23 protein-coding genes are annotated in these 25,869 nt (G+C 56.6%); 16 read left to right on the top strand and 7 right to left on the bottom strand.

Annotated elements, in window-relative coordinates; genetic code table 11:
- Nucleotides 1-167: 167 nt before the first annotated feature.
- The 5 genes from IEI95_RS15580 (at nucleotide 168) to IEI95_RS15600 (ending at nucleotide 5,346) form a co-directional block, all read left to right on the top strand.
- On the top strand, nucleotides 168-560 hold the full coding sequence (locus IEI95_RS15580; RefSeq protein ID WP_015916452.1) for a DoxX family protein: 393 nt from the start codon (nucleotides 168-170) through the stop codon (nucleotides 558-560).
- Nucleotides 561-673: 113 nt separating this feature from the next.
- A complete protein-coding gene (locus IEI95_RS15585; protein ID WP_156533438.1) occupies nucleotides 674-1,195 on the top strand; it encodes a dihydrofolate reductase in 522 nt (173 codons plus the stop codon).
- Between the two features lie 248 nt (nucleotides 1,196-1,443).
- Complete coding sequence (gene hflK / locus IEI95_RS15590; RefSeq protein ID WP_041698081.1) at nucleotides 1,444-2,556, top strand: FtsH protease activity modulator HflK; 1,113 nt, start codon at nucleotides 1,444-1,446, stop codon at nucleotides 2,554-2,556.
- 1 nt (nucleotide 2,557) lies between these two features.
- A complete protein-coding gene (hflC, locus tag IEI95_RS15595) occupies nucleotides 2,558-3,475 on the top strand; it encodes a protease modulator HflC (protein WP_156533437.1) in 918 nt (305 codons plus the stop codon).
- A 365-nt stretch (nucleotides 3,476-3,840) separates the two neighbouring features.
- Nucleotides 3,841-5,346, top strand: a complete 1,506-nt coding sequence (locus IEI95_RS15600) for a Do family serine endopeptidase (RefSeq protein ID WP_420360052.1) — start codon at nucleotides 3,841-3,843, stop codon at nucleotides 5,344-5,346.
- Between the two features lie 62 nt (nucleotides 5,347-5,408).
- Here the strand turns inward: IEI95_RS15600 and IEI95_RS15605 are convergent, their stop codons facing one another.
- Together IEI95_RS15605 and serB are read right to left on the bottom strand one after the other, a co-directional pair.
- Nucleotides 5,409-5,975: a GNAT family N-acetyltransferase gene (locus IEI95_RS15605; RefSeq protein ID WP_156533435.1), complete on the bottom strand. Its 567-nt coding sequence runs from the start codon at nucleotides 5,973-5,975 to the stop codon at nucleotides 5,409-5,411.
- A 9-nt stretch (nucleotides 5,976-5,984) separates the two neighbouring features.
- Nucleotides 5,985-6,875, bottom strand: a complete 891-nt coding sequence (gene serB / locus IEI95_RS15610; RefSeq protein WP_156533434.1) for a phosphoserine phosphatase SerB — start codon at nucleotides 6,873-6,875, stop codon at nucleotides 5,985-5,987.
- On the opposite strand from serB, the gene miaA reads away from it, so the two are divergent.
- Both miaA and IEI95_RS15620 read left to right on the top strand, forming a co-directional pair.
- Nucleotides 6,874-7,788 (top strand): tRNA (adenosine(37)-N6)-dimethylallyltransferase MiaA, encoded by a 915-nt coding sequence (gene miaA, locus IEI95_RS15615; RefSeq protein WP_156533433.1) that lies wholly within the window; start codon nucleotides 6,874-6,876, stop codon nucleotides 7,786-7,788. The two genes, serB and miaA, sit on opposite strands and share 2 nt — an antisense overlap.
- A gap of 84 nt (nucleotides 7,789-7,872) precedes the next feature.
- Nucleotides 7,873-8,130 carry a hypothetical protein gene (locus IEI95_RS15620; RefSeq protein WP_087728640.1) on the top strand — a complete coding sequence of 86 codons (258 nt, stop codon included), beginning with the start codon at nucleotides 7,873-7,875 and terminating at the stop codon, nucleotides 8,128-8,130.
- A gap of 150 nt (nucleotides 8,131-8,280) precedes the next feature.
- Here IEI95_RS15620 and IEI95_RS15625 read toward each other — a convergent pair whose 3' ends face one another.
- Nucleotides 8,281-10,362: a helicase HerA domain-containing protein gene (locus IEI95_RS15625; RefSeq protein ID WP_420360046.1), complete on the bottom strand. Its 2,082-nt coding sequence runs from the start codon at nucleotides 10,360-10,362 to the stop codon at nucleotides 8,281-8,283.
- Between the two features lie 356 nt (nucleotides 10,363-10,718).
- Here IEI95_RS15625 and IEI95_RS15630 point away from each other — a divergent pair, with 356 nt between their 5' ends.
- From IEI95_RS15630 to IEI95_RS15640, 3 genes are all read left to right on the top strand, one after another.
- Nucleotides 10,719-12,497: an acetolactate synthase 3 large subunit gene (locus IEI95_RS15630; protein ID WP_156536871.1), complete on the top strand. Its 1,779-nt coding sequence runs from the start codon at nucleotides 10,719-10,721 to the stop codon at nucleotides 12,495-12,497.
- 21 nt (nucleotides 12,498-12,518) lie between these two features.
- Entirely contained in the window at nucleotides 12,519-13,091 is a 573-nt protein-coding gene (gene ilvN, locus IEI95_RS15635; protein ID WP_015916441.1) for an acetolactate synthase small subunit, read from the top strand.
- A gap of 201 nt (nucleotides 13,092-13,292) precedes the next feature.
- A complete protein-coding gene (locus tag IEI95_RS15640) occupies nucleotides 13,293-13,607 on the top strand; it encodes a hypothetical protein (protein ID WP_015916440.1) in 315 nt (104 codons plus the stop codon).
- 18 nt (nucleotides 13,608-13,625) lie between these two features.
- Here the strand turns inward: IEI95_RS15640 and IEI95_RS15645 are convergent, their stop codons facing one another.
- The gene (locus IEI95_RS15645; protein WP_194416689.1) at nucleotides 13,626-14,471 is read right to left on the bottom strand and encodes an aldo/keto reductase; all 846 of its coding nucleotides are present in this window, start codon (nucleotides 14,469-14,471) and stop codon (nucleotides 13,626-13,628) included.
- A 633-nt stretch (nucleotides 14,472-15,104) separates the two neighbouring features.
- Here IEI95_RS15645 and IEI95_RS15650 point away from each other — a divergent pair.
- The 3 genes from IEI95_RS15650 to IEI95_RS15660 all read left to right on the top strand — a co-directional run bounded on the left by IEI95_RS15650 (nucleotide 15,105) and on the right by IEI95_RS15660 (nucleotide 18,593).
- Nucleotides 15,105-15,665, top strand: coding sequence for a hypothetical protein (locus IEI95_RS15650; RefSeq protein WP_194416690.1), 561 nt, complete (start codon nucleotides 15,105-15,107; stop codon nucleotides 15,663-15,665).
- A 180-nt stretch (nucleotides 15,666-15,845) separates the two neighbouring features.
- A complete protein-coding gene (locus tag IEI95_RS15655) occupies nucleotides 15,846-17,345 on the top strand; it encodes a PI-PLC domain-containing protein (RefSeq protein ID WP_194416691.1) in 1,500 nt (499 codons plus the stop codon).
- A 117-nt stretch (nucleotides 17,346-17,462) separates the two neighbouring features.
- On the top strand, nucleotides 17,463-18,593 hold the full coding sequence (locus tag IEI95_RS15660; RefSeq protein WP_070150986.1) for an ATP-dependent DNA helicase: 1,131 nt from the start codon (nucleotides 17,463-17,465) through the stop codon (nucleotides 18,591-18,593).
- A gap of 32 nt (nucleotides 18,594-18,625) precedes the next feature.
- On the opposite strand, the gene IEI95_RS15665 is transcribed toward IEI95_RS15660, so the two are convergent.
- A complete protein-coding gene (locus IEI95_RS15665; protein ID WP_156533426.1) occupies nucleotides 18,626-19,318 on the bottom strand; it encodes a MerR family transcriptional regulator in 693 nt (230 codons plus the stop codon).
- Between the two features lie 564 nt (nucleotides 19,319-19,882).
- Between IEI95_RS15665 and IEI95_RS15670 the strand changes: the two genes are divergently transcribed.
- Nucleotides 19,883-20,635, top strand: a complete 753-nt coding sequence (locus tag IEI95_RS15670; protein ID WP_156536867.1) for a pyridoxine 5'-phosphate synthase — start codon at nucleotides 19,883-19,885, stop codon at nucleotides 20,633-20,635.
- Nucleotides 20,636-20,753: 118 nt separating this feature from the next.
- On the opposite strand, the gene IEI95_RS15675 is transcribed toward IEI95_RS15670, so the two are convergent.
- Nucleotides 20,754-21,629, bottom strand: coding sequence for an SDR family oxidoreductase (locus IEI95_RS15675; RefSeq protein WP_194416692.1), 876 nt, complete (start codon nucleotides 21,627-21,629; stop codon nucleotides 20,754-20,756).
- A gap of 274 nt (nucleotides 21,630-21,903) precedes the next feature.
- On the opposite strand from IEI95_RS15675, the gene IEI95_RS15680 reads away from it, so the two are divergent.
- Nucleotides 21,904-22,278 (top strand): winged helix-turn-helix transcriptional regulator, encoded by a 375-nt coding sequence (locus tag IEI95_RS15680; protein WP_174082366.1) that lies wholly within the window; start codon nucleotides 21,904-21,906, stop codon nucleotides 22,276-22,278.
- A gap of 453 nt (nucleotides 22,279-22,731) precedes the next feature.
- A complete protein-coding gene (locus tag IEI95_RS15685; RefSeq protein ID WP_194416693.1) occupies nucleotides 22,732-24,510 on the top strand; it encodes a methyl-accepting chemotaxis protein in 1,779 nt (592 codons plus the stop codon).
- A 72-nt stretch (nucleotides 24,511-24,582) separates the two neighbouring features.
- On the opposite strand, the gene IEI95_RS15690 is transcribed toward IEI95_RS15685, so the two are convergent.
- Nucleotides 24,583-25,803 carry an MFS transporter gene (locus tag IEI95_RS15690; RefSeq protein ID WP_194416694.1) on the bottom strand — a complete coding sequence of 407 codons (1,221 nt, stop codon included), beginning with the start codon at nucleotides 25,801-25,803 and terminating at the stop codon, nucleotides 24,583-24,585.
- Nucleotides 25,804-25,869 lie beyond the last annotated feature (66 nt).

The following is a 25,869-nucleotide window of genomic DNA, read 5'->3' on the forward strand; positions in this document are numbered from 1 at the left end:
CGCTTGAGATGTTTGCAAAGGGAATACCAAAGCCATTTTCACCGGCATTTGGTACGATACAATTTTTCGATGGTGGTCACGACAACGTTATGAAGAATTTCAGTGACAGAATGCCGCAGCTGTGGTTTCGGTCTCACATCGTTTCTTCCTAAAAAGGTTTAGGTTTCATGATCTTCACTCGACTGAGCCCTTGGGCTCCGACCGTCCTCAGCATCCTGCGTATTATTGCGGGCCTGCTGTTTCTTGAACATGGCATGAGCAAGCTTCTGGGCTTCCCACCCTCTGATATGAACCCGGCTGTGATGTCGCTGCCCTGGATTGCCGGCTGCATCGAACTGGTTGGCGGCGCGCTGATCACTATCGGCCTGTTTACCCGCCCAGCCGCCTTCATCGCGTCCGGCATGTGCGCCTTTGCCTATTTCCTCGTGCATGCTCAGATGGGCTTCTACCCAATGAACAATCACGGCGAGCCGGCGATCCTGTTCTGCTTCGTGTTTTTCTACATCGTCTTTGCCGGTCCCGGCCCGCTCAGTGTCGATGCGGCGATGCGCAAGGAATAGTTTGTCTGCAAGGGATGTATTTCGGGCCGCCGTCGTGTTGACGGCGGCCTTTTTCATGGACGTTTACGGTGGCCTGTGACACCACTCCGCCCGGTAAATATAGAGAGCAGATCATGCCGAAAATCTCCATTGTTGTTGCCGTCTCAAACAACGGCGTGATCGGTCGCAATGGCGACATGCCCTGGAAACTGAGCACCGATCTCAAGCGGTTCAAGGCGCTGACGCTTGGCAAGCCACTGGTGATGGGCCGCAAGACTTTTGAGAGTTTTGGCTCCCGGCCGCTTCCCGGTCGCCCGCATGTGATCGTCAGCCGCCATGCCGAGATCACCATGCCCTCGGTGGAAACCGTGCGCAGCCTTGAGGCGGGGCTTGAGCGGGCAGGGCAGATTGCCGGGGATTTGGGGGTTGAGGAGATCTGCGTGATCGGCGGCGGTGAAATCTACCGGCAGGCATTGCCGCTGGCTGATGTCCTGCATGTGACCCATGTGGAAACGCAGATTGCCGATGGCGATACAGTTTTTCCGGCAATCGATCCGTCACAGTTTGAAAAACTGCATGAAGAGGCTGTGCCGGCGGGCGAACGCGACAGTTTCGCCACGCGCTACGCGATCTATCGGCGAAAAGCGGCTTTATAACCGTTTATTTCCATAGAAATCGAAGAAGTTAGGGCCTTTTCGTTGAAAGGCGTCGCCGCGATCCCTATAACGGGATTAATCCGGGTGGATGCCTTTTTGACGGCGCCGTTGCGGGCCTTTGCACAACAGTTATGGACTGAAATAGTCTTTATCGTGGATTGTGCAGGAGACTAGAGGTTTTGCAGCGTCGTGCCGGGTTTACGAGCTCCATGGCGCTGTTGGGAGCATTCTCAGAAAAAGAGGTTTTGATGCCTTGGAGTAATCAGAACGGCGGCGGCCCCTGGGGCGGCGGCGGTGGTAATAATAACAATGGAGGACCGTGGGGGCAGGGACCGAACCGGCCTCGCGGCAATGGCGGTGGCGGCGGTGGCAAGCAGCCGCCGGATCTGGAAGACATTATCAAGCGCGGGCAGGATCAGTTCAAGAACCTGGTTCCCGGTGGTCTGGGCGGAGGCATGGGCCTGATCGTCGTGCTGGCTGTGGCCGGTCTCTGGTTGACCCAGGCGGTCTATACCGTGCAGCCGGATGAGCGCGGCGTGGAAATGCGCTTCGGCAAGCCGAAGGACGAAATTTCCGCCCCCGGTCTGCATTTCCATCTCTGGCCGTTTGAAACGGTGGAGAAGGTCAAGGTGACCGAGCAGCAACAGAATATCGGTGCCAAGGTGGCCTCCAATTCCACGGCTGGCCTGATGCTGACCGGCGACCAGAATATCGTCAACGTGCAGTTTTCCGTGTTGTACACGGTCAGCGATCCGAAGGCCTATCTGTTCAATCTCGAAAGCCCGCCGCAGACTTTGCAGCAGGTGGCGGAGAGCGCCATGCGCGAAGTCGTCGGACGTCGCCCGGCCCAGGAAATTTTCCGTGATGCCCGTCAGTCTATCTCTGTGGACGTGCGCAACATCATCCAGGGCACGATGGACAACTACGGGTCCGGCATTTCCATCAATTCTGTGGCTATCGAGGATGCGGCGCCGCCGCGCGAAGTCGCTGATGCATTCGATGAAGTGCAGCGTGCCGAGCAGGACGAAGACCGGTTCGTCGAGGAAGCCAACCAATATTCCAACCAGAAGCTTGGTCAGGCCCGTGGTCAGTCCGCGCAGATGCGGGAAGAGGCTGCTGCCTACAAGGATCGCGTCGTGAAGGAAGCCGAGGGTGAGGCACAGCGCTTCATCTCGATCTACGACCAGTATACCAAGGCGCCGGACGTGACCCGTACGCGGCTTTACATTGAAACCATGGAGCAGGTTCTGAAGAAATCCAACAAGGTGATCGTCGATGAGCAGGGCCAGGGTGTCGTTCCCTATCTGCCGTTGAACGAAATCGGCCGCATGGGCAGCCAGCCAGCACAGGGAGGCAAGTAAGATGACCAATCGTCTTCCTGCCGTGCTGATCGGCTTAGCCATCGTTCTGCTGCTGGTCTATTCGTCGGTTTTCGTCATCAACCAGCGCCAGCAGGCCGTCGTCGTGCGCTTCGGCCAGATCAAGGCGGTCTATAGCGAGCCTGGCCTTTACTTCAAAATGCCCTTCGCCTTTGCCGGCGCCGACAAGGTGCAGATCATTTCCGATCAGTCTCTGCGGTTTGATCTCGACAATATCCGTGTCCAGGTTTCCGGCGGCAAGTTCTATGAGGTCGATGCCTTCCTGATCTACAAGATCACCGATGCCCGCCGCTTTATCGGGATCGTTTCCGGTGGTGACCGCGATCTGGCGGAAGCGCGGCTTCGCACCCGTCTCGATGCATCCTTGCGTCGGGTCTACGGTTTGCGCGGCTTCGAGGCTGCCCTGTCGGATGCCCGTTCGCAGATGATGCAGGAGGTTGCCGACGATCTGAAATCGGATGCGGAAAACCTTGGTATCACCATTGAGGACGTGCGCATTCGCCGCACCGACTTGACCCAGGAGATTTCGCAACAGACCTATGCCCGGATGCGCTCCGAGCGTCTGGCCGAAGCCGAACTGATCCGGGCGCGTGGTAATGAAGAGGGCCAGCGTCGCCGGGCCATCGCCGACCGTCAGGTTGTCGAGTTGCAGGCCGATGCGCAGCGCGATTCGGAAATCCTGCGCGGTCAGGGTGATGCTGAACGCAACCGGGTGTTCGCCGATGCCTATCAGCGCGATCCGTCCTTCTTCGAATTCTACCGTTCGATGGCAGCCTATGAGGCATCGCTCGGCACGACCGGGACGTCCATGGTGCTGTCGCCGAATTCGGAATTCTTCAAGTTCTTCCGTTCGCAGGCTGGAACTGGGGCGGCAACGCCCACAGCACCTGCCGCCAACTGATAGACACATCTTTAAAGTCAAAAGGGGCCGGGTCATTCCGGCCCCTTTTTCTATGGGCCGGCCCCTTTTCTATGGGTATGTCATTTGCAAATATCTCAACCGCCTGATGTAGTTGAGATCGCCGAATTCTTCGAAACGACGATGCCTCAGCATTTGGGGGGGGCGGGTATAAACGGTACTCCGCGCCATGACGCCGCCCTATACTCAAGATAGCGTGAACAAACCCGGCAAGGCGGTTTCGGTTTGTAACCATGCGTCCTATGATCGGTCGGATGCGAGCAGGAATGAAACTCACGATGAGGAAGCTTATGATCAAGTGTTGCGGACCGGCCACCCGCCTTCTGACCTCTCTTGTTGTCGGGGGCATGGTCAGCTTTGGGCCTGCGGCCACGAGCACGGCTGCCTTCGGCCAGGTCAAGACCGCAGCCCCGGTTCCCCCGCCGCCGCCAGCCTCTGGCGCGTCCGCAACGCCTGGACCCGCGCAGGGTGGCCCCGCACCCGTGGCTGATCTCGCCGAGGGACTTCTCGGTGCGGTGGTCAACATCGCGACGTCGCAGAATGTGGATGATGACGATGCAGCGCCGCTGCCACAGGTGCCGAAAGGGTCGCCCTTTGAGGATCTGTTTGAAGATTTCTACAAGAATCGCGAGGGCAAGGGCAGCAACCATAAGGTCAATTCGCTCGGCTCCGGCTTTGTTATCGATCCCGCTGGTTACATCGTCACCAACAACCATGTCATCGAGAATGCCGATGACATCGAAGTGATTTTCTCCGACGGTTCGAAATTGCAGGCCAAGCTGATCGGCACCGACACCAAGACCGATCTTTCGCTATTGAAGGTTGAACCGACGGAACCGCTGACAGCGGTAAAATTCGGCGATTCGAAAGTGATGCGGATCGGCGATTGGGTGATGGCGATCGGCAATCCCTTTGGGCTCGGCGGTTCGGTAACGCTCGGCATCGTTTCGGCCCGGGGCCGAAATATCAATGCCGGACCCTATGACAATTTCATTCAGACCGATGCGGCGATCAACAAGGGCAATTCCGGCGGCCCACTGTTCAACATGCGTGGTGAAGTAATCGGCATCAATACGGCGATCATTTCGCCCAGCGGCGGTTCCATCGGTATTGGCTTTGCCGTGCCGTCGGAACTGGCCGAAAATGTCATCAAGCAGCTCCGCGACTTTGGTGAAACGCGGCGCGGCTGGCTGGGCGTGCGCATTCAGCCGGTACCGGATGATCTCGCCAAGTCGGCAGGCCTTAAAGTGGGCCGAGGTGCGCTGGTCAGCAGCATTATTGAAGACGGTCCGGTGGCCAAGGGGCCGCTTAAAACCGGAGACGTGATTATTTCCTTCGGCGGCAAGGATATTGCCGAAAGCCGCGATCTGGTTCGCACGGTGGCCGAAAGCCCGATCAATCAGGATATCGATGTCGTGGTGTTTCGTGACGGCAAGCGGGAAACACTGAAAGTGAAGCTGGCGCAATTGCCTGACGACAAGGCGACGGAAGCCAAGGACAGCGAACAGGCCGATCCGAAGGCCAGCGACAGCGAGGACACGGATGAAGCGGCCAGCGGCATGGTGCTTGGCATGAGTGTCGAGGCGCTGGACGATGAGAAGCGGGCCGCCAATTCGATTGCCAAGAGCGTCGAGGGCTTGCTGATAACAGATGTGCAGCAGGGCTCCGCCGCTGACCAGAAGGGCTTGAAAACCGGTGAAGTGATCGTGGAAGTGGCGCAGGAATTCGTCGCCACGCCAGAAGCCTTGGCAGAGAAAATCGACAAGCTGAAATCCGATGGTCGTCGTGCCATTCACCTGATGGTGGCAACCCCGCAGGGCGACCTGCGTTTCGTGGCCGTGCCGCTGGAATAGAGTATTTTTGAGAGTCGATTCAGCGGTCTATGGCGGCGGGTTCAGAGTTTGAATCCGCAGCTTCAAGTGATTTGTTGGGACGCCCAAAGCTGTTTTGTTATCCGGTAAAGCACATGTGGTTTCAGGTGCGGATGGGTGTCGGGGACGCGCGGGTGGTCGAAATCGCCGTTCAGGTCACGGATCATGCCGAGCCTCTGCATGACGGCGGTGGAGCGGTGGTTGGTGGCGACCGCAAAGGAAACGATTTCGTTCAAGCCTTTGGCTTTGAAACCGTAACCGAGAAGACCGCGTGCCGCTTCCGTGGCATAGCCATGGCCCCAGAAGCGGGTGGCGAGTCGCCATCCGATTTCTATTGTGCCTTCCGTCAGAATGTCCGGCATCATCGCGTCCGACAATCCGCAAAAGCCGATGGGCTCTTCGGTTTCCTTCAGTTCGACCGCATAGAAGCACAGGCCGGTCTCATCGATCAGCCTGTTGACGCGGTCCATCATCAGGTCCGCTTCTTCATAGGTGCGGCGAAAGGGGAAGAACTGCATGACTTTCGGGTCGGCGTTGATTTCCCGAAATAGATTGCGGTCGCTATCCTTCCATCGGCGCAATAGCAGCCGGTCGGTTTCGAGAATAATCATCGGCTCAACTCATGGAGTCATGAAATCGGTCTTGCGGTAGCCCTGAAGATAAAGCAATGCCGTCAAATCACCATGGTCAATGCGAATTTTCGCCTGAGCCGCGACTGTGGGCTTGGCATGCAGCGCTACGCCCGAGCCGGCGACACCGAGCATGCCAAGATCATTGGCGCCGTCGCCGACGGCTATCGCATCTTCTGGTGAAATCCCGAGACGACTGACAATGTCCTGCAACGCATCCACCTTGGCTTGCTTGCCGAGGATTGGTTCAGCCACTTCGCCGGTCAGCAGGCCATCCTGTTCCAGCAGGATATTGGCGCGATTTTCGTCAAAGCCCAGGGTGGCTGCAATTTTCGAGGTGAAGACGGTAAACCCGCCGGAGACCAGCGCGGTATAATAGCCCTTGGCCTTCATGGTGGCGATCAGTTCCAGCCCGCCGGGGGTGAGTGTGATCCGCTTGGCGATCACTTCGTCCACGACGGTGATGGGCAGGCCTTTCAGGAGAGCGACACGCTCGCGCAGCGCCGGTTCGAAGGCGATTTCGCCATTCATGGCGCGGGCGGTGATCTGCGAGACCTGGTCTTTCAAACCGACTTCGGCGGCCAGTTCATCAATGCATTCCTGGCCGATCATGGTCGAATCCATATCGGCAATCAGGAAGGCCTTGCGGCGTGTGTCGGCCTGTTGAATGGCGAGATCAATGGGTTGACCTTCTATCACCTTGCGTAAAGTCTGTTCCGTAACGTCAAGATCGCTGCCATCCTTCAGCGCGATATCGCAGGCTACACCATCCGCCAGCCAATAGAGGCCAGAGGCTGAAACCGAGGCTGCGGCTTGCTCGGCAAGGGCTGGGGTCAGAACAGGATTTGACGGATTGGCAATAAGCGTGGCAACGAAAGCCATGATGAACAACCTTGATGACAATTTTGATGCCATCCTGATAACCGGACCGACCGCCAGCGGCAAGTCCGCGTTGGCGCTGAGGCTTGCGGCTGAGGTGGGTGGTGTGGTGATCAATGCCGACAGCATGCAGGTCTATGACACGCTGCGTGTGGTGACTGCACGCCCAAGCGAAGAGGATATGCAGGGCGTGCCGCATCGCCTCTACGGCCATGTTGCGGCGGGTGCTGCCTATTCGACCGGCGACTGGCTGCGCGACGTGACTGTGTTGCTGCAAGATCTGCGGGCGCAAAACCGGTTGCCGGTCATCATTGGCGGCACGGGGCTGTATTTCAAGGCGCTGACCGGTGGCCTGTCCGACATGCCTGTCATACCCGAGGCCTTGCGTGCGGCCCTGCGCCAGCGTGAAAAATTGGAAGGAGCGGAAAGTCTGCATAGCGACCTGACTCTGCGTGATCCTGCCGTTGCGGGAAGGCTCGACCCGCGCGACGGCCAGCGGATCATCCGGGCGCTGGAGGTGCTTGAGGTCACTGGCCAGTCGATTTCCGTCTTTCAAACCCGCTCCGGGCCAATGATCGTTGATCCGAGCCGGGCGAAGAAACTGGTTGTGCTGCCGGATCGCAAACTGCTGCACGACCGCATCAACCGCCGCTTTGCAATGATGATGGATGAGGGCGCGGTGGAAGAGGTAGAGGCACTGCTGGCGCAGAACATTTCCCCGGACATGCCCGCCATGAAGGCCATCGGCGTCTCCCAGATCGCCGCCATGCTGCGAGGTGAAATGAGCCGCGCGGACGTCATCGAAAAGGCCTCCGCCGCCACGCGCCAATATGCCAAGCGCCAGATGACCTGGTTTCGCAATCAGATGGATGAGAGTTGGGAGAGGGTCGATCCTGCTGCCAGCCGTTCAGGCTGAGGTGACCTGCGGTCACATCCGAATCTTGTTCGGTGTGTTGAACCGTGATTTCATTGTTGCGAAACAATCGATCACGGAGTTCCCATGAACCACTTTCTCGCCAGAACCCTGTCCGCCCTCAACATCCTGTTTGCTCTGCTGATCATCACCATCGCGGCCGCATCCGGTGCCACGCGTGGCATCTATTATACCGGCGAACTTTCCATTCCCGGTGCTGTCATCGGTGGCTTGGGCGGCATTCTGGTTGCGGCCCTGGTCTGCGGCACGATTGCCTTCCTGACGCTGATCGAGCGGCATTTGAGCGTGCTGGCCGATGCGGCGAAGCGGAATGTGGGTGGGTGAGAGTGATGTAGCAGCCGGACCGGTTCTCCCTAGGAACCAAGCGTTCCACAAGAGCATCGTTCTGTTTCCGATTTTCTGTACGATGCTCTAAGAGATTGAAGCAGCGCCTGACTCGATATGAATCGGCAGAATAGTTGGAGCAAGCTTCTACTATTCCTTCACCCCACCCAACGGCTTCTTCAAAATACTTTCCCTTAGCGTCATGCCCGGCTCGCGCCGTGTTGGAACGGCGGGTGAGGGGGCGGCGGCAAACAGGGTTTGGGCATCCGGTTTGCGCAGGCCCGCATAGGCGCTGGCAGGGCGAAAGCCGGAGGCGGGTTCAGGGCGGGGTGCAGCGGGTGAGGTGCCAAGTTCGGTGCCGGGCAGCATGTCGGGCCGGTAGGGCTCGATAGGCGGGCTGGGCAGGATCGGGCGCGGTGCTTCTGGAGGCTCGGCGGTCGGGGCGCGGAATGGTTCGGCGAGTGGGGTGGTGATGGTCGGCTCAGGATTGGGCGCGGGCGGCCTGTACGCTTCCGGCTCCGGTACGCGATAGCTCTGTTGGAAGCCCGAAATGTCCGGTTCTGCGCTGGCGCGCATCCGCGAGATGACTTCGCTGAGATCTATATTATCTGGCATGTCTTCGGAGGGTGCCAGTGTGCTGCCGCTGGCTTTGGGGAGGTGGCGTTGGTCCACCCGGTCAAACCGCATGCGCATCGGCACGGCAATCGCTTCGCCAAAGGCAATCGCCTCGCCATTGCCAATCGAGGAAATGAAGCTTGTGGCGGAGATCGAGCTGTCGGGCAAGGCCTTGCGAATGATGGCCTGGTCGCTGTCGTTGGAAAGCCGCATGGCAAACACAGTGGAGCATTGCGACAGGATGGTTTGGTCGAGCTCACCCGGTCGCTGGGTGATGATGCCGAGCGAGACGCCGTATTTGCGGCCTTCCTTGGCAATCCGCGCAATGGCCTGCCGGGTCGGGAAAAAACCAAGGCTGGGGTCTGCCGGCACATAACGATGCGCTTCTTCGCAAACCACCAGCATATGGATCGCGCCATTCGACCAGAGCGCCAGCTCAAAGGCCATGCGGCAGAGGACCGACGCAACGGAATTGACGATCTCCGATGGGATGCCAGCCAGTTGGAACGTGGAAATCGGCTTACCATGGCCCGGCACGCGAAAGATATGCGCGACGGTTTCCATGATCGTATCGCTGATCGTGTTGCTGGAGAACATGAAGCGATAGCGCGGGTCGTTGACCGCCGACATGATCCGCATTTTCAGCGAACGCAGGGCGGGCTTTTCGTCGCGGCCCTCCAGCCTGCCGATCCGCTCGTCAATGGCGGCCAGCAGGTCCGACAATCGGTAGGGGACAGGTGTATCGGCAGTAAAGCCAGCTCGCTCGCTGCGGCGCGTCAGGCCAGCTTCGGCGCCCTTAAACGCACGTTTGGCCTCCGGGATCAGATCGCGCAAGACGTCCAGTTCTTCGACGACGGCGGGTCTGCCTCGATAGAGCACTTCGGTCAGTTCATCGAGACGCATCAGCCAGAAGGGCAGGTCCAGCGTGTCGGTGTCGATCACCACGGCCTGGCTGCCAAAGGCTGCGGCAAATTCATTATGGGGATCGAGGATCAATACCCGCAGCTTGGGGTCGGCGGCTATTGCCTTATGCAGCAACAAGGACACGGCGGTGGATTTTCCAACGCCGGTGGAGCCGACCACGGCGAAATGCTTGGAGAGCATGGAAGGGATATGGATCGTGGCGTCGATGGAATCGTCCTGGCTCAAACGTCCGATCTTGCAGCTGCCGCCTTCTTTTGAATCATAGATCCGTTTCAGGTCGGCGACGCGGATGCGGTGGGCAACGGCGCCGAGATAGGGATATTGCGTAATGCCTGAGGTAAAAACTTCGCGGCCATCCGGCCCCCGGCTGACCTCGCCCATCAGTTCGACATCGACGATGAAGCCGTTATCTTTATCTTCGCTCCACAGGCCAGTTTCGGTGCGCATGGCATAGACCAGCGCGACGACACGGTTTTCCCCGACGGTAATGGAAATCAGCCGCCCGACAGACCACAGCGACGTCAGGTCGGTGCCGCCTTCCTGGGCGGTGGCGGCAATCGTGGCGCGTGCGCCATTGCAGGCAACGACACGGCCCAGAAAACGATTGCCAGGTGTCATCTGGTCACGGCGATCCTGTCCGGCGGATGCGCTGGAAAGGGAGGAGCCTGAAGGTGGAAGATCAGGGTTTTGCAAAAGGCGCTCATCTGTGATGGACCGGGGTCCGGCGAGGAACCGGCAGGCGATGGTAGCCGCCTGCTGTTAAGATCCGGTATATCATCTTGACGGCAACACCGGCGCAGATGCTTCGAAAATGTGCGCCTCCTGCCGCATTTGCAGGCTTTTTGCCGTTGACGCTTGCGGTCAGACTGGCTATCACTTTGCCCATGATCAATTTTAACATTCTTCTCGTGGTGGGTACGCGCATGGGCATGACGGTGTGACCGTCAGGCAATAGCCTCCCATGCGCGACAGACAGGCTCCTTCCAGGGGCCTTTTTTTATGGCCAAAATCACGATAACAGCAGCATTCGGGAAATAGCGGGAGCAGACATGACTGGCACAGACAACAGGATGACCGGCGCAGAAATTGTTTTGAGGGCGCTGAAGGATAATGGGGTCGAACATATATTCGGCTATCCGGGCGGCTCAGTCCTGCCAATCTATGATGAAATCTTCCAGCAGGACGAGATCCAGCATATCCTCGTGCGTCATGAACAGGGCGCTGGCCATGCTGCTGAAGGGTATGCCCGCTCGACCGGCAAGGTCGGGGTCATGCTCGTCACCTCAGGTCCTGGCGTCACCAACGCCATTACGCCGCTGCAGGATGCCTTGATGGACAGCATTCCGCTGGTTTGCCTGTCCGGCCAGGTGCCGACCACGCTGATCGGCTCGGATGCGTTCCAGGAATGCGATACGGTTGGCATTACCCGCCCCTGCACCAAGCACAATTGGCTGGTCAAGGATGTCAACGATCTGGCCCGCATTATCCACGAAGCCTTCCGTATTGCCAAAACCGGACGTCCCGGCCCTGTCGTTGTCGATATTCCGAAGGATGTGCAATTTGCCACCGGCACCTATACACCGCCGGAAAACCACACGATCCAGCGCAGCTATCAGCCGAAAATGCAGGGTGACTCCAGGGCGATCCAGGCGGCTGTCGAGCTGATGGCCAGCGCCCGGCGTCCGGTGATCTATTCGGGTGGTGGTGTTGTCAATTCCGGGCCGGAAGCCTCCAAGCTGCTGCGTGAACTGGTGAGCCTCACCGATTTTCCGATCACCTCGACCCTGATGGGTCTGGGCAGCTATCCGGCATCGGGCAAGAACTGGCTGGGCATGCTGGGCATGCACGGCTCCTACGAGGCCAATATGGCCATGCATGATTGCGACGTGATGGTCTGTATCGGCGCACGGTTTGATGATCGTATCACCGGTCGTCTCAATGCGTTTTCGCCCAATTCCAAGAAGATCCATATCGATATCGATCCGTCCTCGATCAACAAGACGGTGCGCGTCGATATTCCGATCACCGGCGACATCGCCCATGTTCTCGAAGACATGGTGCGTCAATGGCGTGCGCTGGCGAAAAAGCCGGATGCGGCCCAGACGGCGGAATGGAAGGCCAGTGTTGACGGTTGGAAGGCGCGCAAGTCCTTCTCCTATACGCCCTCCAGGGACGTGATCATGCCGCAATACGCCATCGAGAGGTTGTCGGCGCTGAGCCTTGGCCATGATACCTACATCACCACGGAAGTCGGCCAGCACCAGATGTGGGCCGCCCAGTTTTTCGGTTTCGAACAGCCGAACCACTGGATGACGTCCGGCGGTCTCGGCACGATGGGCTATGGTTTCCCGGCAGCGATCGGCGTGCAGATCGCCCATCCGGAAAGCCTGGTCATCGACATTGCCGGTGATGCTTCGATCCAGATGTGCATCCAGGAAATGTCCTGCGCCGTGCAATATAACGCGCCGGTGAAGATCTTCATTCTCAACAACCAGTATATGGGCATGGTGCGGCAATGGCAGCAATTGCTGCATGGCAACCGACTGTCCAACTCGTACACCGAAGCCATGCCTGATTTCGTCAAACTAGCGGAAGCCTATGGTGCGGTCGGCATTCGCTGCGAAAAGCCGGATCAACTGGATGATGCGATCCTGGAGATGATCAACGTGAAGAAACCTGTGATCTTCGACTGCCGGGTGGCGAACCTCGCCAATTGTTTCCCGATGATCCCATCGGGCAAGGCGCATAACGAAATGCTGTTGCCGGACGAGGCGACGGACGATGCGGTGGCAACTGCCATCGATGCCAAGGGCCGTCAGCTCGTTTAACACCAGGAGGAGCCAAGAGTTATGAACGCACATCTACAACCGACCGGTTCGGCCTATTTTATCTCCCCGGAAACGGCGGCCGTCGAAAGTCATACCCTGTCCGTGCTGGTCGATAACGAGCCGGGCGTTCTCGCCCGTGTCATCGGTCTGTTTTCAGGGCGTGGCTACAATATTGAAAGCCTGACTGTCTCGGAAACCGAGCATGAGGCGCATCTGTCGCGCATCACCATCGTCACCCGTGGCACGCCACTGGTGCTGGAACAGATCAAGGCGCAACTGGAACGGATCGTGCCGGTCCACCGGGTGCTGGATTTAACCGTGCGCGCCCGCCAGCTTGGCCAGGAGCGGCCAATCGAGCGGGAAGTGGCGCTGGTCAAGGTGGTGTCCACTGGCGAAATGCGGGCCGAAACGCTACGGCTGGCCGATGCCTTCCACGCCAAGGTGGTGGATGCCACGGTCGATCACTTCATCTTTGAGCTGACCGGAAAATCCTCGAAGATCGACCAGTTTGTGTCGATCATGAAGCCGCTGGGGCTGAACGAAGTCTGCCGCACCGGCATCGCCGCCATGAACCGCGGCTCGCAGGGTATGTGATTGCTACCCTGTCCCTGCTGAACCATTTGAGGGCGTATCCGGCTTCAATCCGGATGCGCCCTTTGTTTTCCCCAGAGCTGTTCGTTCACGCCTCTTGACAAGTAGGCTGCAATACACGGGCTTGTGATTTTCGCTTTACGCCCTGATTTGAACAAAAGTGCTAATGGCGCGTTAACGGCTTACCAAACACGGGAGCCTGCCATGAAAGCAGCAACAGTCGTAATACTTATCGCATCCTTGTCTCTTCCGGCTGGTCTTGCGGCAAAGGGACTTGTTGAACGCCAAATACCTTCGGCGTCTTTTGCCAGCGCGTCACCAGTGATTGATTCTCCATTTTCCGAGGTCAAGCTTCCAAAAACCTCTCGTCTTCCCCTTGAGCATGAGCCGTCGCATGATGAGCAAAGCGCCCTTGGCGACGACGGGTCGAGTGAATGGGCGCTGGATTGCTACGATGCCTATGGTGCGGATGGTGAGGCGGCTAGCCAGGCCAGCCTGCAGGCCTGTTTGAAGGGTTGATGCGTATAGTTGTTTCGATCACAGCATTTCCAACGGCTGCTTTCGTTGCGGTGGTGGAAATGCAGCATCGAGCCGCGCCAGATCGTCTTCCGTTAGTTCTAGATCGACCGATCCACGGTTTTCTTCGATGCGGGTTGTGGCTGTAGTCTTCGGGATCGGCAACACGTTGTCGCGCTCAAGCAGGAAAGCAAGCGCCACTTGCGCAGGCGTTGCCTGATTGGCCTTTGCCACATGGATCAGTTCTGGGTGCTTGAGGAGCCGCCCCTGCTCAATCGGCGAATACGCCATAATGGCAAGGCCGCGTTCCTGACACCAAGGAAGAAGATCGTATTCCACGCCACGGCGGCTCAGATTGTAGAGGATCTGGTTGGCTTGGCAGTTTGCGCCGTTCTCCACGGCAAACAGTTCCTCCATGTCGGCGACATCGAAATTCGAGACGCCCCAGGCTTTGATCTTGCCCTGACGTTTCAATGTCTCAAACGCATCGACCGTGTCTGTTAACGGGTGTTCGCCGCGCCAGTGCAGCAGGTAGAGATCGAGGCAGTCGGTGCCGAGCCGTTTGAGGCTCCCTTCGCAAGCGCTCATCGTGCCCTCTCGGCTGGCGTTCCATGGCGCGACTTTCGAGACCAGGTAGGTTTCGTTGCGCCGTGTTTTCAAGGCTCGCCCGATAATCTGTTCAGTACTGCCATCTCCATATTTTTCAGCGGTGTCAATCACTGTCATGCCGAGATCGAGGGCATGATTCACGGCGGCGATTTCGTCTTTTTCCGCGGCCGCATTCTCACCCATCATCCAGGTGCCTAGGCCAAGAGCTGGCACGATCTGGCCGGAAGGCAGGGAAATCGTGGGAAGGGAATTGTTCATGCTCTTGCTCCCAAATTGATTGGTCAGGATAGCAGCGTGGTGGGAACGGGCAAGTTGGAAACGGCTGGTGTGTTCTTGTTGTCGTTTATCTTTTGAGGAAAATCTGTTCCCGATTTAAAGAGGAAATTATGCAGCAGGGCTGACCGCATCGCTTGCAGCAAAGCCGGTATTTTGCCACGGGATGAAAATTGACGGTGTCTTTAGAGCATTATACAGAAAATTGGAATCAGCACGATGCTCTAAGTTTCTGTTTACGTATCGGATTTATCCGAAAACCGGTTCCCACTTTTCGGTCCGATGCTCTAGCTGTTATGGATTGCCTGGAGGATCTGCTACGGCTGAAATGGTTCAATATGATGATGGCCGTGTTCTTGGCTTTGAGCCTTTGGCCTCTGTTGCGATAAGGCTTTATGCCGGTCGCAGGACTCTTCTGTGGGGTGCCCGTTCTGAAATATCAATATTTTCCTTGGGTGTGTTCTTTTCGAATGGCAACTATTGATTGTTTATTCTGTTTGTTGTATACAGTGATTGTGCGCAAGGTGTTGCTTTGATCGTCTAGGGTCTGGCACAATTTGTTATTGCACAGCGCGCAGGTGGGGCGTCGCGGTTATCAATCATTAACGCGAGAGTTCCATGCAAAATTCACAAAACCGCACGAGCCAGAGTGCTCTTTCGGCGACGCCGTCGTCCGATAAAATATCGTATCATAAAAGCCTCTTGGCGTTCGAGAGCAATTTGATCGATAAGCTTTCCTACATTGATGGGTCATTTACGGTCGCGGCCAGCCAGCCCTTCCTCACGCCAGCGGTGGACCGTGCAGAAAATGTCTGGATGATTACTTTTGATTGTGATGGCCGGTTAGATCCGCAATTGGCAATTGAATTCACCAATCTTTGTGGCGGCGCGGACCGCATGTGCACCATCGATGGCGATAAACTGACGCCCGATACACTGAATTTTTATGCCAAGATTGATCTGACGGTAAATTTAAACGATGACAAAAGGGATGTCAGCCTTTTTGTCGGGCAGGGTGCCAATAAGTTCGGACCGGTCTGGTGGCTCGGAGGTCTTCCTCTTGCCAATGCCAATGCCACGATCTTGCTCCCATTTGTGAACCAGGCAGAAGCGGTGGTGCAGGTCTTGCAGGTCACAAATCGTGATGGCGATCTCTTCCAGTTAACGCCCTGGCTCTAAAGCTTCTGTGCCCGGTGTTTGCGTTTCGCTCAGCACCGCGCTGAAAAGCCGATAGAGCTTCCCTCCCTCAACTTGCTAATGCCGCTGGTTCCCAGTTGCTGTCGCCGCCACCTGTGGTGTGGCTGGTGGGTACGCTGTTGCCAATGGGCAGGCAATTTCCATTTCTACAGGATTTAGAAGATGAGCAGCCTTTATTTTACATGCCCGGCTATCCGGACAATTACCTATACGCCCGGCTCGTTTAACACGGTCAATGGCGTCACAAATGCGGTGGTTCCGCAGATCGGCCACACTAATGATGTCTGGACCGTGACGGTCGACGACGATGGGATCGTCGATCCCGCCGACGATCACGTGGTCAACCTGTTCAAACAAAACACTGGTGGGTCGGGCCATATTATTGGCGATGTATCGACCGTAGGACCACTTCCCCAAACGCTGAAATTCGCGTTTCAGCTCACTATTCAACTCGCTGTTGGTGTTGAAAACTTTGATCTCGATATCTGGGTCGGTCAAGGGGATACGAATGGAGATGATTTATGGTGGATTGGCAGCCCCTCTCTTGCCGCTCAACCTCATTCTTTGAACCTTGCTTATGTTCCTGTTTTTGATGCAACCAATCAATTGGTGCAGGTTTTCAACCTGGGTAGCCTGCTGGTCTCTCATTTTCTGTTCGTAGGTCAGCTTGTCGTGGCCCAGGATTCCCCCGATCAACCAAACTGGCTGGGTGGGCTTCCTGACAATCTTTTTCTGGACCAGATCAACCTGCCTGGAACGCATGACAGTGCTGCGATCAATTCGAATATTTTACCGCTGTATCCTCGCCCCACTGTCATTGTTTATGCTTGCCATTATACCACTTTAACCGCGCAGATGACGAGCGGTGTTCGGCTGTTTGATATCCGCATCAGCGTGCATGAGTCGAACGGTGCCTTTACATTCGTGACATGCCACGGCGCGATTGGCAGCAGCCGCGGCTTTAATGAGTTTCAAACACTGCCGTCCGCTCTTGATGAGTTCCATGCATTTTTGGCCCAGAACCCAACAGAGTTTTTAGCTATATCGCTGAAAGTTGATGCGTGGAACACCGTATCACCCGCGCAGCAACCTGCCGCACTCAATGCTTTGGCAGCACTGCTTCATCAATACCCCGTTCTTGCACAGGAGGCGATGCCAACACTCGAGGAGACAAGAGGCCTCATGTATTTGCTGAACCGTATCAATGATGAACTGCGGTTTGGTGCGCCGATCAGTTGGGTCGATAATACAGCCGGGCAGCTTTGTGAGCCTACGACTGGGCGGGATTTCGAACTCTATGTTCAGGATCAATTCAAGGGGTTGCCGACTTTCGGTGCAACAGAAGAGAAGTTTCGAGTCTGGACCGCTGCACTCCCCAATATCAATCCTCCGGTCGTTGATAATAATAGAAGACGCCTGTTGTTGAACTATGCCAGTGCAACGTATTTCGGCGTCACGGGCATTTACATAATGCAGGACGTGCTAAACTTTTTGGGGGATGCCACCTTGGCACCCGATAATATGCGCCTGGGATGGTCATTGTTCGACTATGAAGAGACGGCTTATCCGCTCAGCACAGGCGGTAGAGCGAATGTGGTACAGTTATTCATAGCATCCAACGCTCACTATTGGAATTATCCGCGTCCGTTCCGTGCTGGCTGATGTCGTAGGCGTTCTTCAAGCAAACTGTCCTGCGCCTGCGAAGGGCGCAGGACACCTGCCACGGGGGTGCCTATTCTCTTCTTGCATTTCGTCTGCGAATCCGCGCATTTCCTCACTATGGAATTTGCACCTCAACAAGATGAAGCTCTCAAGGCCGTTGCCAAATGGCTGAAGGAGGGGAAAACCCCGGTTTTCCGTCTGTTCGGCTATGCCGGAACCGGCAAGACCACGCTTGCCCGGCACTTTGCCGAGAATGTCGATGGCGATGTATTGTTTGCGGCCTTTACCGGCAAGGCGGCGCAAGTGTTGCGTTCGCGCGGTGCGACCACGGCGCGCACCATTCATTCGCTGATCTACCGTCCGCGTGGCGAAGAGGAAGTGTCGGACGAGGAAACCGGCAAGACCTCGATGACGCCTATGTTTTCCGTCAACCGGCAAAGCCCGGTGGCCAAGGCCGCCCTGATCGTCATCGACGAGTGCTCAATGGTCGATGAGCAGCTTGGCCGCGACCTGATGAGCTTTGGCACGCCGATTCTGGTTCTTGGCGATCCCGGCCAGTTGCCGCCGGTGACGGGCGGTGGTTTTTTTACCGAACAGGCGCCGGACTACCTGCTGACGGATATTCATCGCCAGGCGCGAGACAATCCGATCATCCAGCTTGCCATGCAGATCCGCGAAGGCAAGGAAATCATGCATGGTGATTACGGCAGCACAGCGCGGGTGATTTCCAAGAATGAGGTAACGCAGGATCTGGTGCTGAATTGCGATCAGGTTCTGGTCGGCACCAACAAGACCCGGCGACGCTACAACAAGCGGCTGCGCGAATTGAAGGGCTTTACCGCCGATTACCCGCAATCCGGCGACAAACTGGTATGCCTGCGCAATGATCAGGTCAAGGGTCTGCTGAACGGCTCGCTCTGGCAGGTGATGACCTCGTCGCGGGAGACGGTGAAACCGGGTATGAACCTGCTGATCAAGCCGGAAGATGACGACATGGATCGCGGTGCTGCCAAGATCAAGCTGCTGAAAGCGGCCTTCGAAGACGTCGAGACTGAAATTCCCTGGACGACGCGCAAGCGCTATGACGAGTTTGATTATGGCTATGCGCTGACGGTGCATAAGGCCCAGGGCTCGCAGTGGAATAATGTCGTGCTGTTTGATGAAAGCTGGGCGTTTCGTGATACGCGCGAGCGCTGGCTCTACACCGCCGTGACCCGTGCGGCAGAGACGCTGACCATAGTCCGGTAATGGGGGGGCGGTAAGGGGACTGGTCGGCTTTGCTAATTGGCGACGATGCCCAGCAGAACCGCTTTTGCTACCGCCTGGAATCGATTTGTCGCCTGGACCTTGCGCATGATGCTGGCTTCCAGCGCAATCACGGCTTCGAAAGTCATTTGCATGGTTCGTGCCACCCGCACCTGGGTATAGCCTTCCGCCATCAGCGACAGGCAATGATGCTCCAGTTCGGTCAGATCTATGCCATGGCGCAATATTGGCATTTCTGTTTCGCCCTGATCTTCTTCGCGGGTGAGAAGGTTGTTGATCTGCTCGATCTGGCGAAACATCATCGATTGCGATGCAATCAATTCTCGTTTCCGGGCCTCCAGCGCTGTGTTGAGAAGCTCATTGGCTTGTGCCTGAGTGATTGTGCCGCTCAGTTCGGCAAACAGATCCTGAATGGCGGCTATCGGCATGCCGATCTCCCGGCAGGTGTTGATCAGCGCCATGCGGATAATGTCACGATGGTAATAGACCCGCATCAACCCCATGCGACTTGATGAGAGGAGATTCTTTTCCTCATAGAAATGCAGGGTTCTGTGGGTGACGCCAAACAGATTGGCCATTTCGGAAATTGCCACCGGCTCCGGTGGTAGATCTTCGGGCAAAGGCAGATCCGGCATCATGGCAAGACCTGCTTTCAGGATGGGAGTGATGGATTCTGTAACGTCAAGAAATTCGGGTTGGCCTGCCATGCGATAAGTCCCCCTTGTCCCGATAATATCGGGAAATATTTTCAATTCGTTCCAATATCGTTCGCGGTTGATCTATCCAATGGTTGCAGTGTTCTGTGATGCTACCCTGGAGAGGTGGTTGCCTGATGCTCGAAACCTGGAAATACTTGAAGCCCCCGCCGAAGAATTTCCAAAACGTGATGATGTCCGATCTAAAGATACTCGATCTAAACTCTTGTTTGCAAAGATATCATCAGTTTTACTAAAATTCAAACCCATGGTTTTTAGGGCTTCGGATGGTTTCTTCGACGTAATTTTTCGGACATAAAGATTCGAACACGCTTTCACGCTTGCCAGTGCTGTTCGCCCTGGATGGATTTACGGTTCGGTTGGCCCAAAACAGGCGTCAGCAAAGCAAGTCCCCATTCTGTCCGACAATTTCTGGCGACCGATCATCAATTTCCATCGATTTATTGCATAATCTCGTTGGTCTTTTCAGCGTCAAGGTTTTACAGAAGTGGATGGACGGCGATGACCGTCTGGGTGCGGACTTTGAGCGCCGCAGCAAGAAAACGGGTTTCGCCAATGCCAGCAAAATTATCCGTCAATCTGAATGCCATCGCCATGCTGCGTAACCGGCGCGATCTTCCCTGGCCGGATGTCCGGCATTTCGGTCGCCTGGCGCTTCAGGCGGGCGCTCAAGGCCTGACTGTTCATCCCCGGCCCGACCAGCGGCATGTCCGGTTCAGCGACCTGCCGCTGCTGCGGGCGTTGATCGATGACGAGTTTCCAAAGGCCGAGTTCAATATCGAGGGTTATCCCAGCGAAGATTTTCTACAGCTTTGCGAAGAGGCACAGCCGGAGCAGGTGACGTTGGTCCCGGATGACCCGTCTCAGGCTACCTCTGATCATGGCTGGGATTTCGCCGCGCATCAAGTGTTTTTGACAGATGTCGTTGCGCGATTGAAGGCGGCAGGCATGCGGGTTTCCCTGTTTGCCGATGGCGATGGGAATGCGCAGGCGGTTGCCACGGCTAAGGCGACCGGCGCCGACCGGATCGAGCTTTACACCGGGCCATATGGCAGCTGCTACGATGCGCCGGAAAAAGCGGCCCGTGAACTTGCGCTTCTGGGTGCTACGGCGGATGCCGCGCATGCGTTGGGCCTGGGCGTTAATGGCGGCCATGATCTGACGGTCGCCAATCTTCCGGCGCTGGCGGAGCGGATTCCCTTCCTGGCCGAGGTGTCTATCGGTCACGCGCTGACGGCGGACGCGCTGGAATTCGGCATGGCCGAAACCGTTCGGCGTTTTCGCCGGGCCTGCGGCGAGCTGACCTGAAGTCCACTTGCCAGTTAGCCAGATCTACATATTTCAAAATGACGCCATGCTGAGCAGAGATTGCTTGGCGTCATTCTGAGGTGACGAGAGCCTGTCTCAGTTGATCGATATCGATCGATCAGCCGATGAGGGAGGCCTTGTTTGCTTCGATGAAGGCCTCTAGCGACAGCAATGGATGGCCCGACAAGCTTTGCGCATCATCGGTTATCACATCCAGGTCACCGGCGCGGATGGCCGTATCGATTGAAGCGAACACCGGCGCTACGGGTTTGGGAATGCCGGCAGCGACCATGCCGTCTTCCAACTGCTGGTCGGTGATGTCGACCACGGCAAGCGGCTTGCCCGTGGCTTTTTCGGCCAGGGCGGCAATCTCTCTGTTGCTATAGGCGCGGCTGCCGCTGAGCGTATAGACGATGTTTTCGGCCACTGGCTTGGCCAGGGCGCTGGCAATGGCGCGGGCAATGTCTTCTCGGGCGATATAGGCGGTCTTGCCCTCTCCGGCGGATGTGTGCCACTGGCCGCTGGCCAGCGCCGATGGCAGCGTCATGAACAGATTTTCCATGTACCAGTTGTTGCGCAAAATCGTATAGGCAAGGCCGGAAGCCTTGATGGCCTGTTCGGTTTGCGCATGTTCGGGAGCAAACAGGATCTTGGATGTCTCCGGATTTGGCATGGATGTGTAGAAAATCCGGCCGACCTTGGCATTGGCGGCGGCGGCAACCGCTGCCTTGTGCTGCTCGACGCGCAAACCGATGGCATCGGTGGAAATGATCAGCAGCCGGTCAATGCCGGAAAAGGCCTGGTCAAGCGATGCCGGATCGGTAAAGTCGGCCTGACGTGTTTCGATGCCTTTTGCGGCAAGATCCGCCAGACCCGACGGGTTGCGGCTGGCAGCGACGATATCAGCAGCGACAACATGCTGGCTTTCCAGCAAATGGTTGATGACAAGTCTTCCAAGCTTTCCGGATGCTCCGGTAATCAGTATTTTGGTCATATTTCTCTATCCCATTTCCTGCATAATTCCCTGAACCGGAATTGGTTGAAGGGAAAATTATCCAGCGGATATAGAGTGTTACAGAGTTGTCTCCGCGTTTTATAAAACGCACGGCCTGTAAAACTCGATACCCTATTATCTTGTTGCTCTCTATTTGAGACCAGCACTATAATCAGCCTTTTGGAACTGCTGTAAAGAAGGCAGTTTTAGCACCTTTGGTTACAGAAAGGGTACCATCATGAACGATGCCACGCAGCGGGCTCCCTCGGAGGCAATGACGAGGGGGGTAAGCAAAAGCAAGCGGGCGGAAGACAATTGCCCGGTGCGCTCGGTGATTTCCCATGTCGGCGACAAATGGTCGACGCTCATTCTAGGTTCGCTTGCCGAGAAACCCTATCGCTTCGGTGAGCTTCGACGCCTGGTGCCGGACATTTCTCAGCGTATGCTGACCCAGACCCTGCGGGACCTGCAACGCGATGGTTATGTGCACCGGCAGGTTTTCCCCACCAAACCGCCCAGCGTTGAATATGGTCTGACGGAGATGGGCGAGCAGCTGGTATTTTCACTCAAATATCTCGTGGAATTTGCCATCGACAATCATGCCCGCGTGGTCGAGGCCCGCGCTCGGTTCGATAGGCAGAATGTTTGAGGCTGAACGCCTGCATAATTTCCTAAATCGGCGTGGATTTAAACAGACGATTATACAGCAGATATAAAGAACTATAGCGCCGTGCGCCATATATTGAGCACGGCGCTATGGGTGCCAAGACCCCGCCGAATTGGCTTCTCGGTAAAGTTAGTTTCTGGCGCCTGCCAGACTGATGTTGGACTAAAAAAACCACCCATGGTCTGTGGTCGAATGTCACAATATCCTGCGTCTTCTCAAGAAAATATTCTGTAAGTCGCTGCTTTTATTGTGTAATCTCTACGGAATTTTCAAATTCCATATATTTCGCGTTATCTAATTTATTAATAAATTATAGGGAGATTGCCACTACACTTCATGCTGGCAATGTCATTTTGGTTGGTATCCGTGACGCTCTCGACAGAACAGAGCCTGTTCTCGCGCCTTCCTCAGTTCGTCGGAAAGGGACTATACGTAATGTTTGGAACTTCTAGTGTCGCTCGGATGCAGACCCAATCTTTGAAACTGATTACAGCGAATATTATGATCTCGGATGTTGATCTAAACATTCGTTATATGAACGAATCCGTCATGGAACTGCTTAAGGAGGCCGAATCTGACCTCAAGAAGGAACTTCCCCGCTTCGATTTTAACAAACTCATTGGCAGCAATATCGATATTTTTCATAAAAATCCTTCCCATCAGCGCAATATGCTGGCGGCGCTCAAAACGCAGCATAAGGCGACGATTTGGGTTGGCCACCGGGCGTTCGATCTCATCGTTACGCCTTTGCGGGAAAGTGGAAAAACCACTGGCTTCGTTGTTGAATGGGCCAATGCCAAGGAGCGATTGCAGAACCTGGATTACCAGGGGCAGATGATGGCGATCAGCCGTTCTCAAGGCATTATCGAGTTTACCACGGAAGGTGAGATCGTTACCGCCAACGAAAACTTCCTCAAATCCATTGATTATAAACTGGACGACATAAAGGGTCGTCACCACAGCATGCTGGTTGACCCCGAATACGCAAAATCAGCCGACTACAAAGAGTTCTGGGCTGGCTTGCGCCGCGGAGAAGTTCAATCGGCAGAGTTTGTTCGCTACGGCAGGAACGGAAAGAAGGTGGTTATCAACGCTGCCTATAACCCGATCCTTGATGCCAAGGGCAAGGTTACAAAAGTCGTCAAGTTTGCCACGGACGTGACCGAAAGAGTGAATGCGGTCAATGCGATTGGCAGCGCCCTGACGCGGCTGGCGCAGGGTGATCTGACCTTCACTCTGGACAACCCGTTTGCGCCGGATTTTGAAGAACTGCGCCGCACGATGAATGAAGCATTGACGCAGATGCGCAACACGCTTGGCGCGGTGGCGCATTCAACCAGCCAGATCGACAATGGCACGCGCGAAATCAGCCAGAGCGCAGAAGATCTGTCCAAGCGAACCGAGCAGCAGGCCGCCTCCCTGGAAGAGACCGCTGCGGCGCTTGACGAAATTACCGTCAATGTCTCGAATGCATCAAAACGGGCAGAAGAAGCCCGTCATTCGGCATCGACAGCCAGCGACAATGCGGTGCGCTCTTCAAAGGTGGTTGAAGATGCAGTTGGCGCGATGTCGCGCATTGAAAATTCGTCCAATCAGATTTCCAATATCATTGGGGTGATCGACGAAATCGCCTTCCAGACCAATCTGCTGGCGCTGAATGCCGGTGTCGAGGCCGCTCGTGCCGGTGAAGCAGGCAAGGGCTTTGCCGTGGTCGCGCAAGAGGTTCGCGAACTGGCGCAAAGATCCGCTCAGGCAGCCAAGGAAATCAAGGAACTGATCCGCAATTCTTCAAACGAGGTCAGCACCGGGGTAAGACTGGTGAGCGAAACAGGCGAGGCGCTTCGGACGATCCAGCAGAATATTGTTGCGGTCAATGAACATATGGAGGCCATTACCAGCTCGGCTCGTGAGCAGGCCACCGGCCTTTCCGAAGTCAATGCGGCGGTCAACCAGATGGACCAGGTAACGCAGCAAAATGCGGCGATGGTGGAAGAGACAAATGCCGCCAGCGCAACGCTTGCCCAGGAAACGGCGCGTCTACGCGAGTTGATTGAGAAATTCCAACTGGGCGGTACCGGCATGAGGCCTTCGTCACGCCAGCTTGGCGCGGCGACGTCAGCGCATCGGCCCACGGCCTCGCCAGCGCGCGAATTGATGTCGAAGGTGGCGGGTTCGGTCGCATCCCAATCCGGCGGCGGGTGGAGTGAGTTTTAAAGACATTCAGTCGATTTAAAGCGTTACAGCGCCGTGCGGTTATAAACCGCACGGCGCTTCCCGTTAGACTCTTTATACTTTTGCCGTTTGCCGCCGTTCCGTCAGTAGCAGCACAAGTGATGCGGCGGGAAAGCAGAGGCCGATCCAGGCGGTCAGTGACCATCCGCCTGTGGCGTAGGCCCAGCCGCCGATAGCTGAACCAAGCGCACCGCCAAGAAAGAATGTCGCCATATAGAGACCATTCAGTCGGCTGCGATGGGCGGCAGTCATTGAATAGATGATACGCTGGCCGCTGATCAGATTGGCCTGCACGCCGAAATCCAGGGTGATTGCCGCAAGTGTCAGGCAGATCACGCCGGTGATTGGGGAGGTTTCAATCGCATAGCGGCCAAGTAGGAACGCAGCGATGCCCAGCACCATGGCGCCGATTGAAATCTCCCGGGTCAGGCCGCGATCAGCCATTCGTCCGGCAATGGGGGAGGCAATGGCGCCAGATGCCCCGGCGAGTGCAAACAGCGCGATACCATTTTGGCTCAGGCCAAAATGCGGGCCTGACAGCAGCAGCGGCGTCGTGGTCCAGAACAGGCTGAAGGCACCAAACATACCGGCCTGATACAGCGCCCGGCGCTGGAGTACGCGGTTGGTCAGCGCCATATGGGCCATGGAGGACAAAAGGGCGCCGTAGCCGATCTGCGCATGGGGTTGGCGGCGGGGCAGGGTCATGCCGAGCACAACCATCAGTCCGATCATGGCAACCGCCGAAAGGACGTAGATGACATGCCAGGACGAGGCCTCGGCGATGAAGCTGGCAATGGGCCGGGCCAGCATGATGCCGCAGAGCAGCCCGCTCATGACATTGCCGACAACCCGCCCGCGTGAGGCATCCGGCGCCATGCTGGCGGCAAACGGCACCAGAACCTGGGCGGCTGCGGAGGCAAGCCCAATGCCAAGGCAGGCCAGCAGGAAAAGGCCCGGTGTGGTGGAAAGCGCGCCGCCCAGCAGGGCCAGCGCGGCAAGACCAATCAGGATGAGCACCAGCTTGCGGTTTTCGATCAGATCACCCAGCGGCACCAGCAGCAGCAGGCCGAGACAGTAACCGAGCTGGGTAAGGGTGACGATCAGGCCGGTCGCCTGGGGTGAGAACCCCAAATCCGCACTGATCGGTCCGGCCAGCGGCTGGCCGTAATAGAGATTGGCGGCGATAAGCCCGCAGGCCAGGGCGAAGATAAAGGTCAGGGCTGGCGACAGGGCGTGTTCGGAATCGTGCCGCAAGAGCGGGCTGGAAAGGGTCATGGTGGTTGCTTCTCGGCTTGGGGCGCCATGGTCTTGGGAGGATGCCATGGTACTGTTGTGAGTGGC

The sequence above is a fragment of the Agrobacterium vitis genome, from assembly GCF_014926405.1.
Classification (GTDB): domain Bacteria; phylum Pseudomonadota; class Alphaproteobacteria; order Rhizobiales; family Rhizobiaceae; genus Allorhizobium; species Allorhizobium vitis_H.

Bases quoted from the DNA above. Each gene is read 5' to 3' on its own strand.
- hflK (WP_041698081.1), top strand. From the start codon at position 1,444: ATGCCTTGGAGTAATCAGAACGGCGGCGGCCCCTGGGGCGGCGGCGGT.
- IEI95_RS15675 (WP_194416692.1), bottom strand. From the start codon at position 21,629: ATGACCAAAATACTGATTACCGGAGCATCCGGAAAGCTTGGAAGACTT.
- IEI95_RS15630 (WP_156536871.1), top strand. From the start codon at position 10,719: ATGACTGGCACAGACAACAGGATGACCGGCGCAGAAATTGTTTTGAGG.
- IEI95_RS15620 (WP_087728640.1), top strand. From the start codon at position 7,873: ATGAACCACTTTCTCGCCAGAACCCTGTCCGCCCTCAACATCCTGTTT.
- IEI95_RS15685 (WP_194416693.1), top strand. From the start codon at position 22,732: ATGTTTGGAACTTCTAGTGTCGCTCGGATGCAGACCCAATCTTTGAAA.
- ilvN (WP_015916441.1), top strand. From the start codon at position 12,519: ATGAACGCACATCTACAACCGACCGGTTCGGCCTATTTTATCTCCCCG.
- hflC (WP_156533437.1), top strand. From the start codon at position 2,558: ATGACCAATCGTCTTCCTGCCGTGCTGATCGGCTTAGCCATCGTTCTG.
- IEI95_RS15660 (WP_070150986.1), top strand. From the start codon at position 17,463: ATGGAATTTGCACCTCAACAAGATGAAGCTCTCAAGGCCGTTGCCAAA.
- IEI95_RS15600 (WP_420360052.1), top strand. From the start codon at position 3,841: ATGGTCAGCTTTGGGCCTGCGGCCACGAGCACGGCTGCCTTCGGCCAG.
- IEI95_RS15585 (WP_156533438.1), top strand. From the start codon at position 674: ATGCCGAAAATCTCCATTGTTGTTGCCGTCTCAAACAACGGCGTGATC.
- IEI95_RS15605 (WP_156533435.1), bottom strand. From the start codon at position 5,975: ATGATTATTCTCGAAACCGACCGGCTGCTATTGCGCCGATGGAAGGAT.
- IEI95_RS15580 (WP_015916452.1), top strand. From the start codon at position 168: ATGATCTTCACTCGACTGAGCCCTTGGGCTCCGACCGTCCTCAGCATC.
- IEI95_RS15665 (WP_156533426.1), bottom strand. From the start codon at position 19,318: ATGGCAGGCCAACCCGAATTTCTTGACGTTACAGAATCCATCACTCCC.
- IEI95_RS15680 (WP_174082366.1), top strand. From the start codon at position 21,904: ATGACGAGGGGGGTAAGCAAAAGCAAGCGGGCGGAAGACAATTGCCCG.
- miaA (WP_156533433.1), top strand. From the start codon at position 6,874: ATGATGAACAACCTTGATGACAATTTTGATGCCATCCTGATAACCGGA.
- IEI95_RS15655 (WP_194416691.1), top strand. From the start codon at position 15,846: ATGAGCAGCCTTTATTTTACATGCCCGGCTATCCGGACAATTACCTAT.
- IEI95_RS15690 (WP_194416694.1), bottom strand. From the start codon at position 25,803: ATGACCCTTTCCAGCCCGCTCTTGCGGCACGATTCCGAACACGCCCTG.
- serB (WP_156533434.1), bottom strand. From the start codon at position 6,875: ATGGCTTTCGTTGCCACGCTTATTGCCAATCCGTCAAATCCTGTTCTG.
- IEI95_RS15670 (WP_156536867.1), top strand. From the start codon at position 19,883: ATGCCAGCAAAATTATCCGTCAATCTGAATGCCATCGCCATGCTGCGT.
- IEI95_RS15645 (WP_194416689.1), bottom strand. From the start codon at position 14,471: ATGAACAATTCCCTTCCCACGATTTCCCTGCCTTCCGGCCAGATCGTG.
- IEI95_RS15640 (WP_015916440.1), top strand. From the start codon at position 13,293: ATGAAAGCAGCAACAGTCGTAATACTTATCGCATCCTTGTCTCTTCCG.
- IEI95_RS15650 (WP_194416690.1), top strand. From the start codon at position 15,105: ATGCAAAATTCACAAAACCGCACGAGCCAGAGTGCTCTTTCGGCGACG.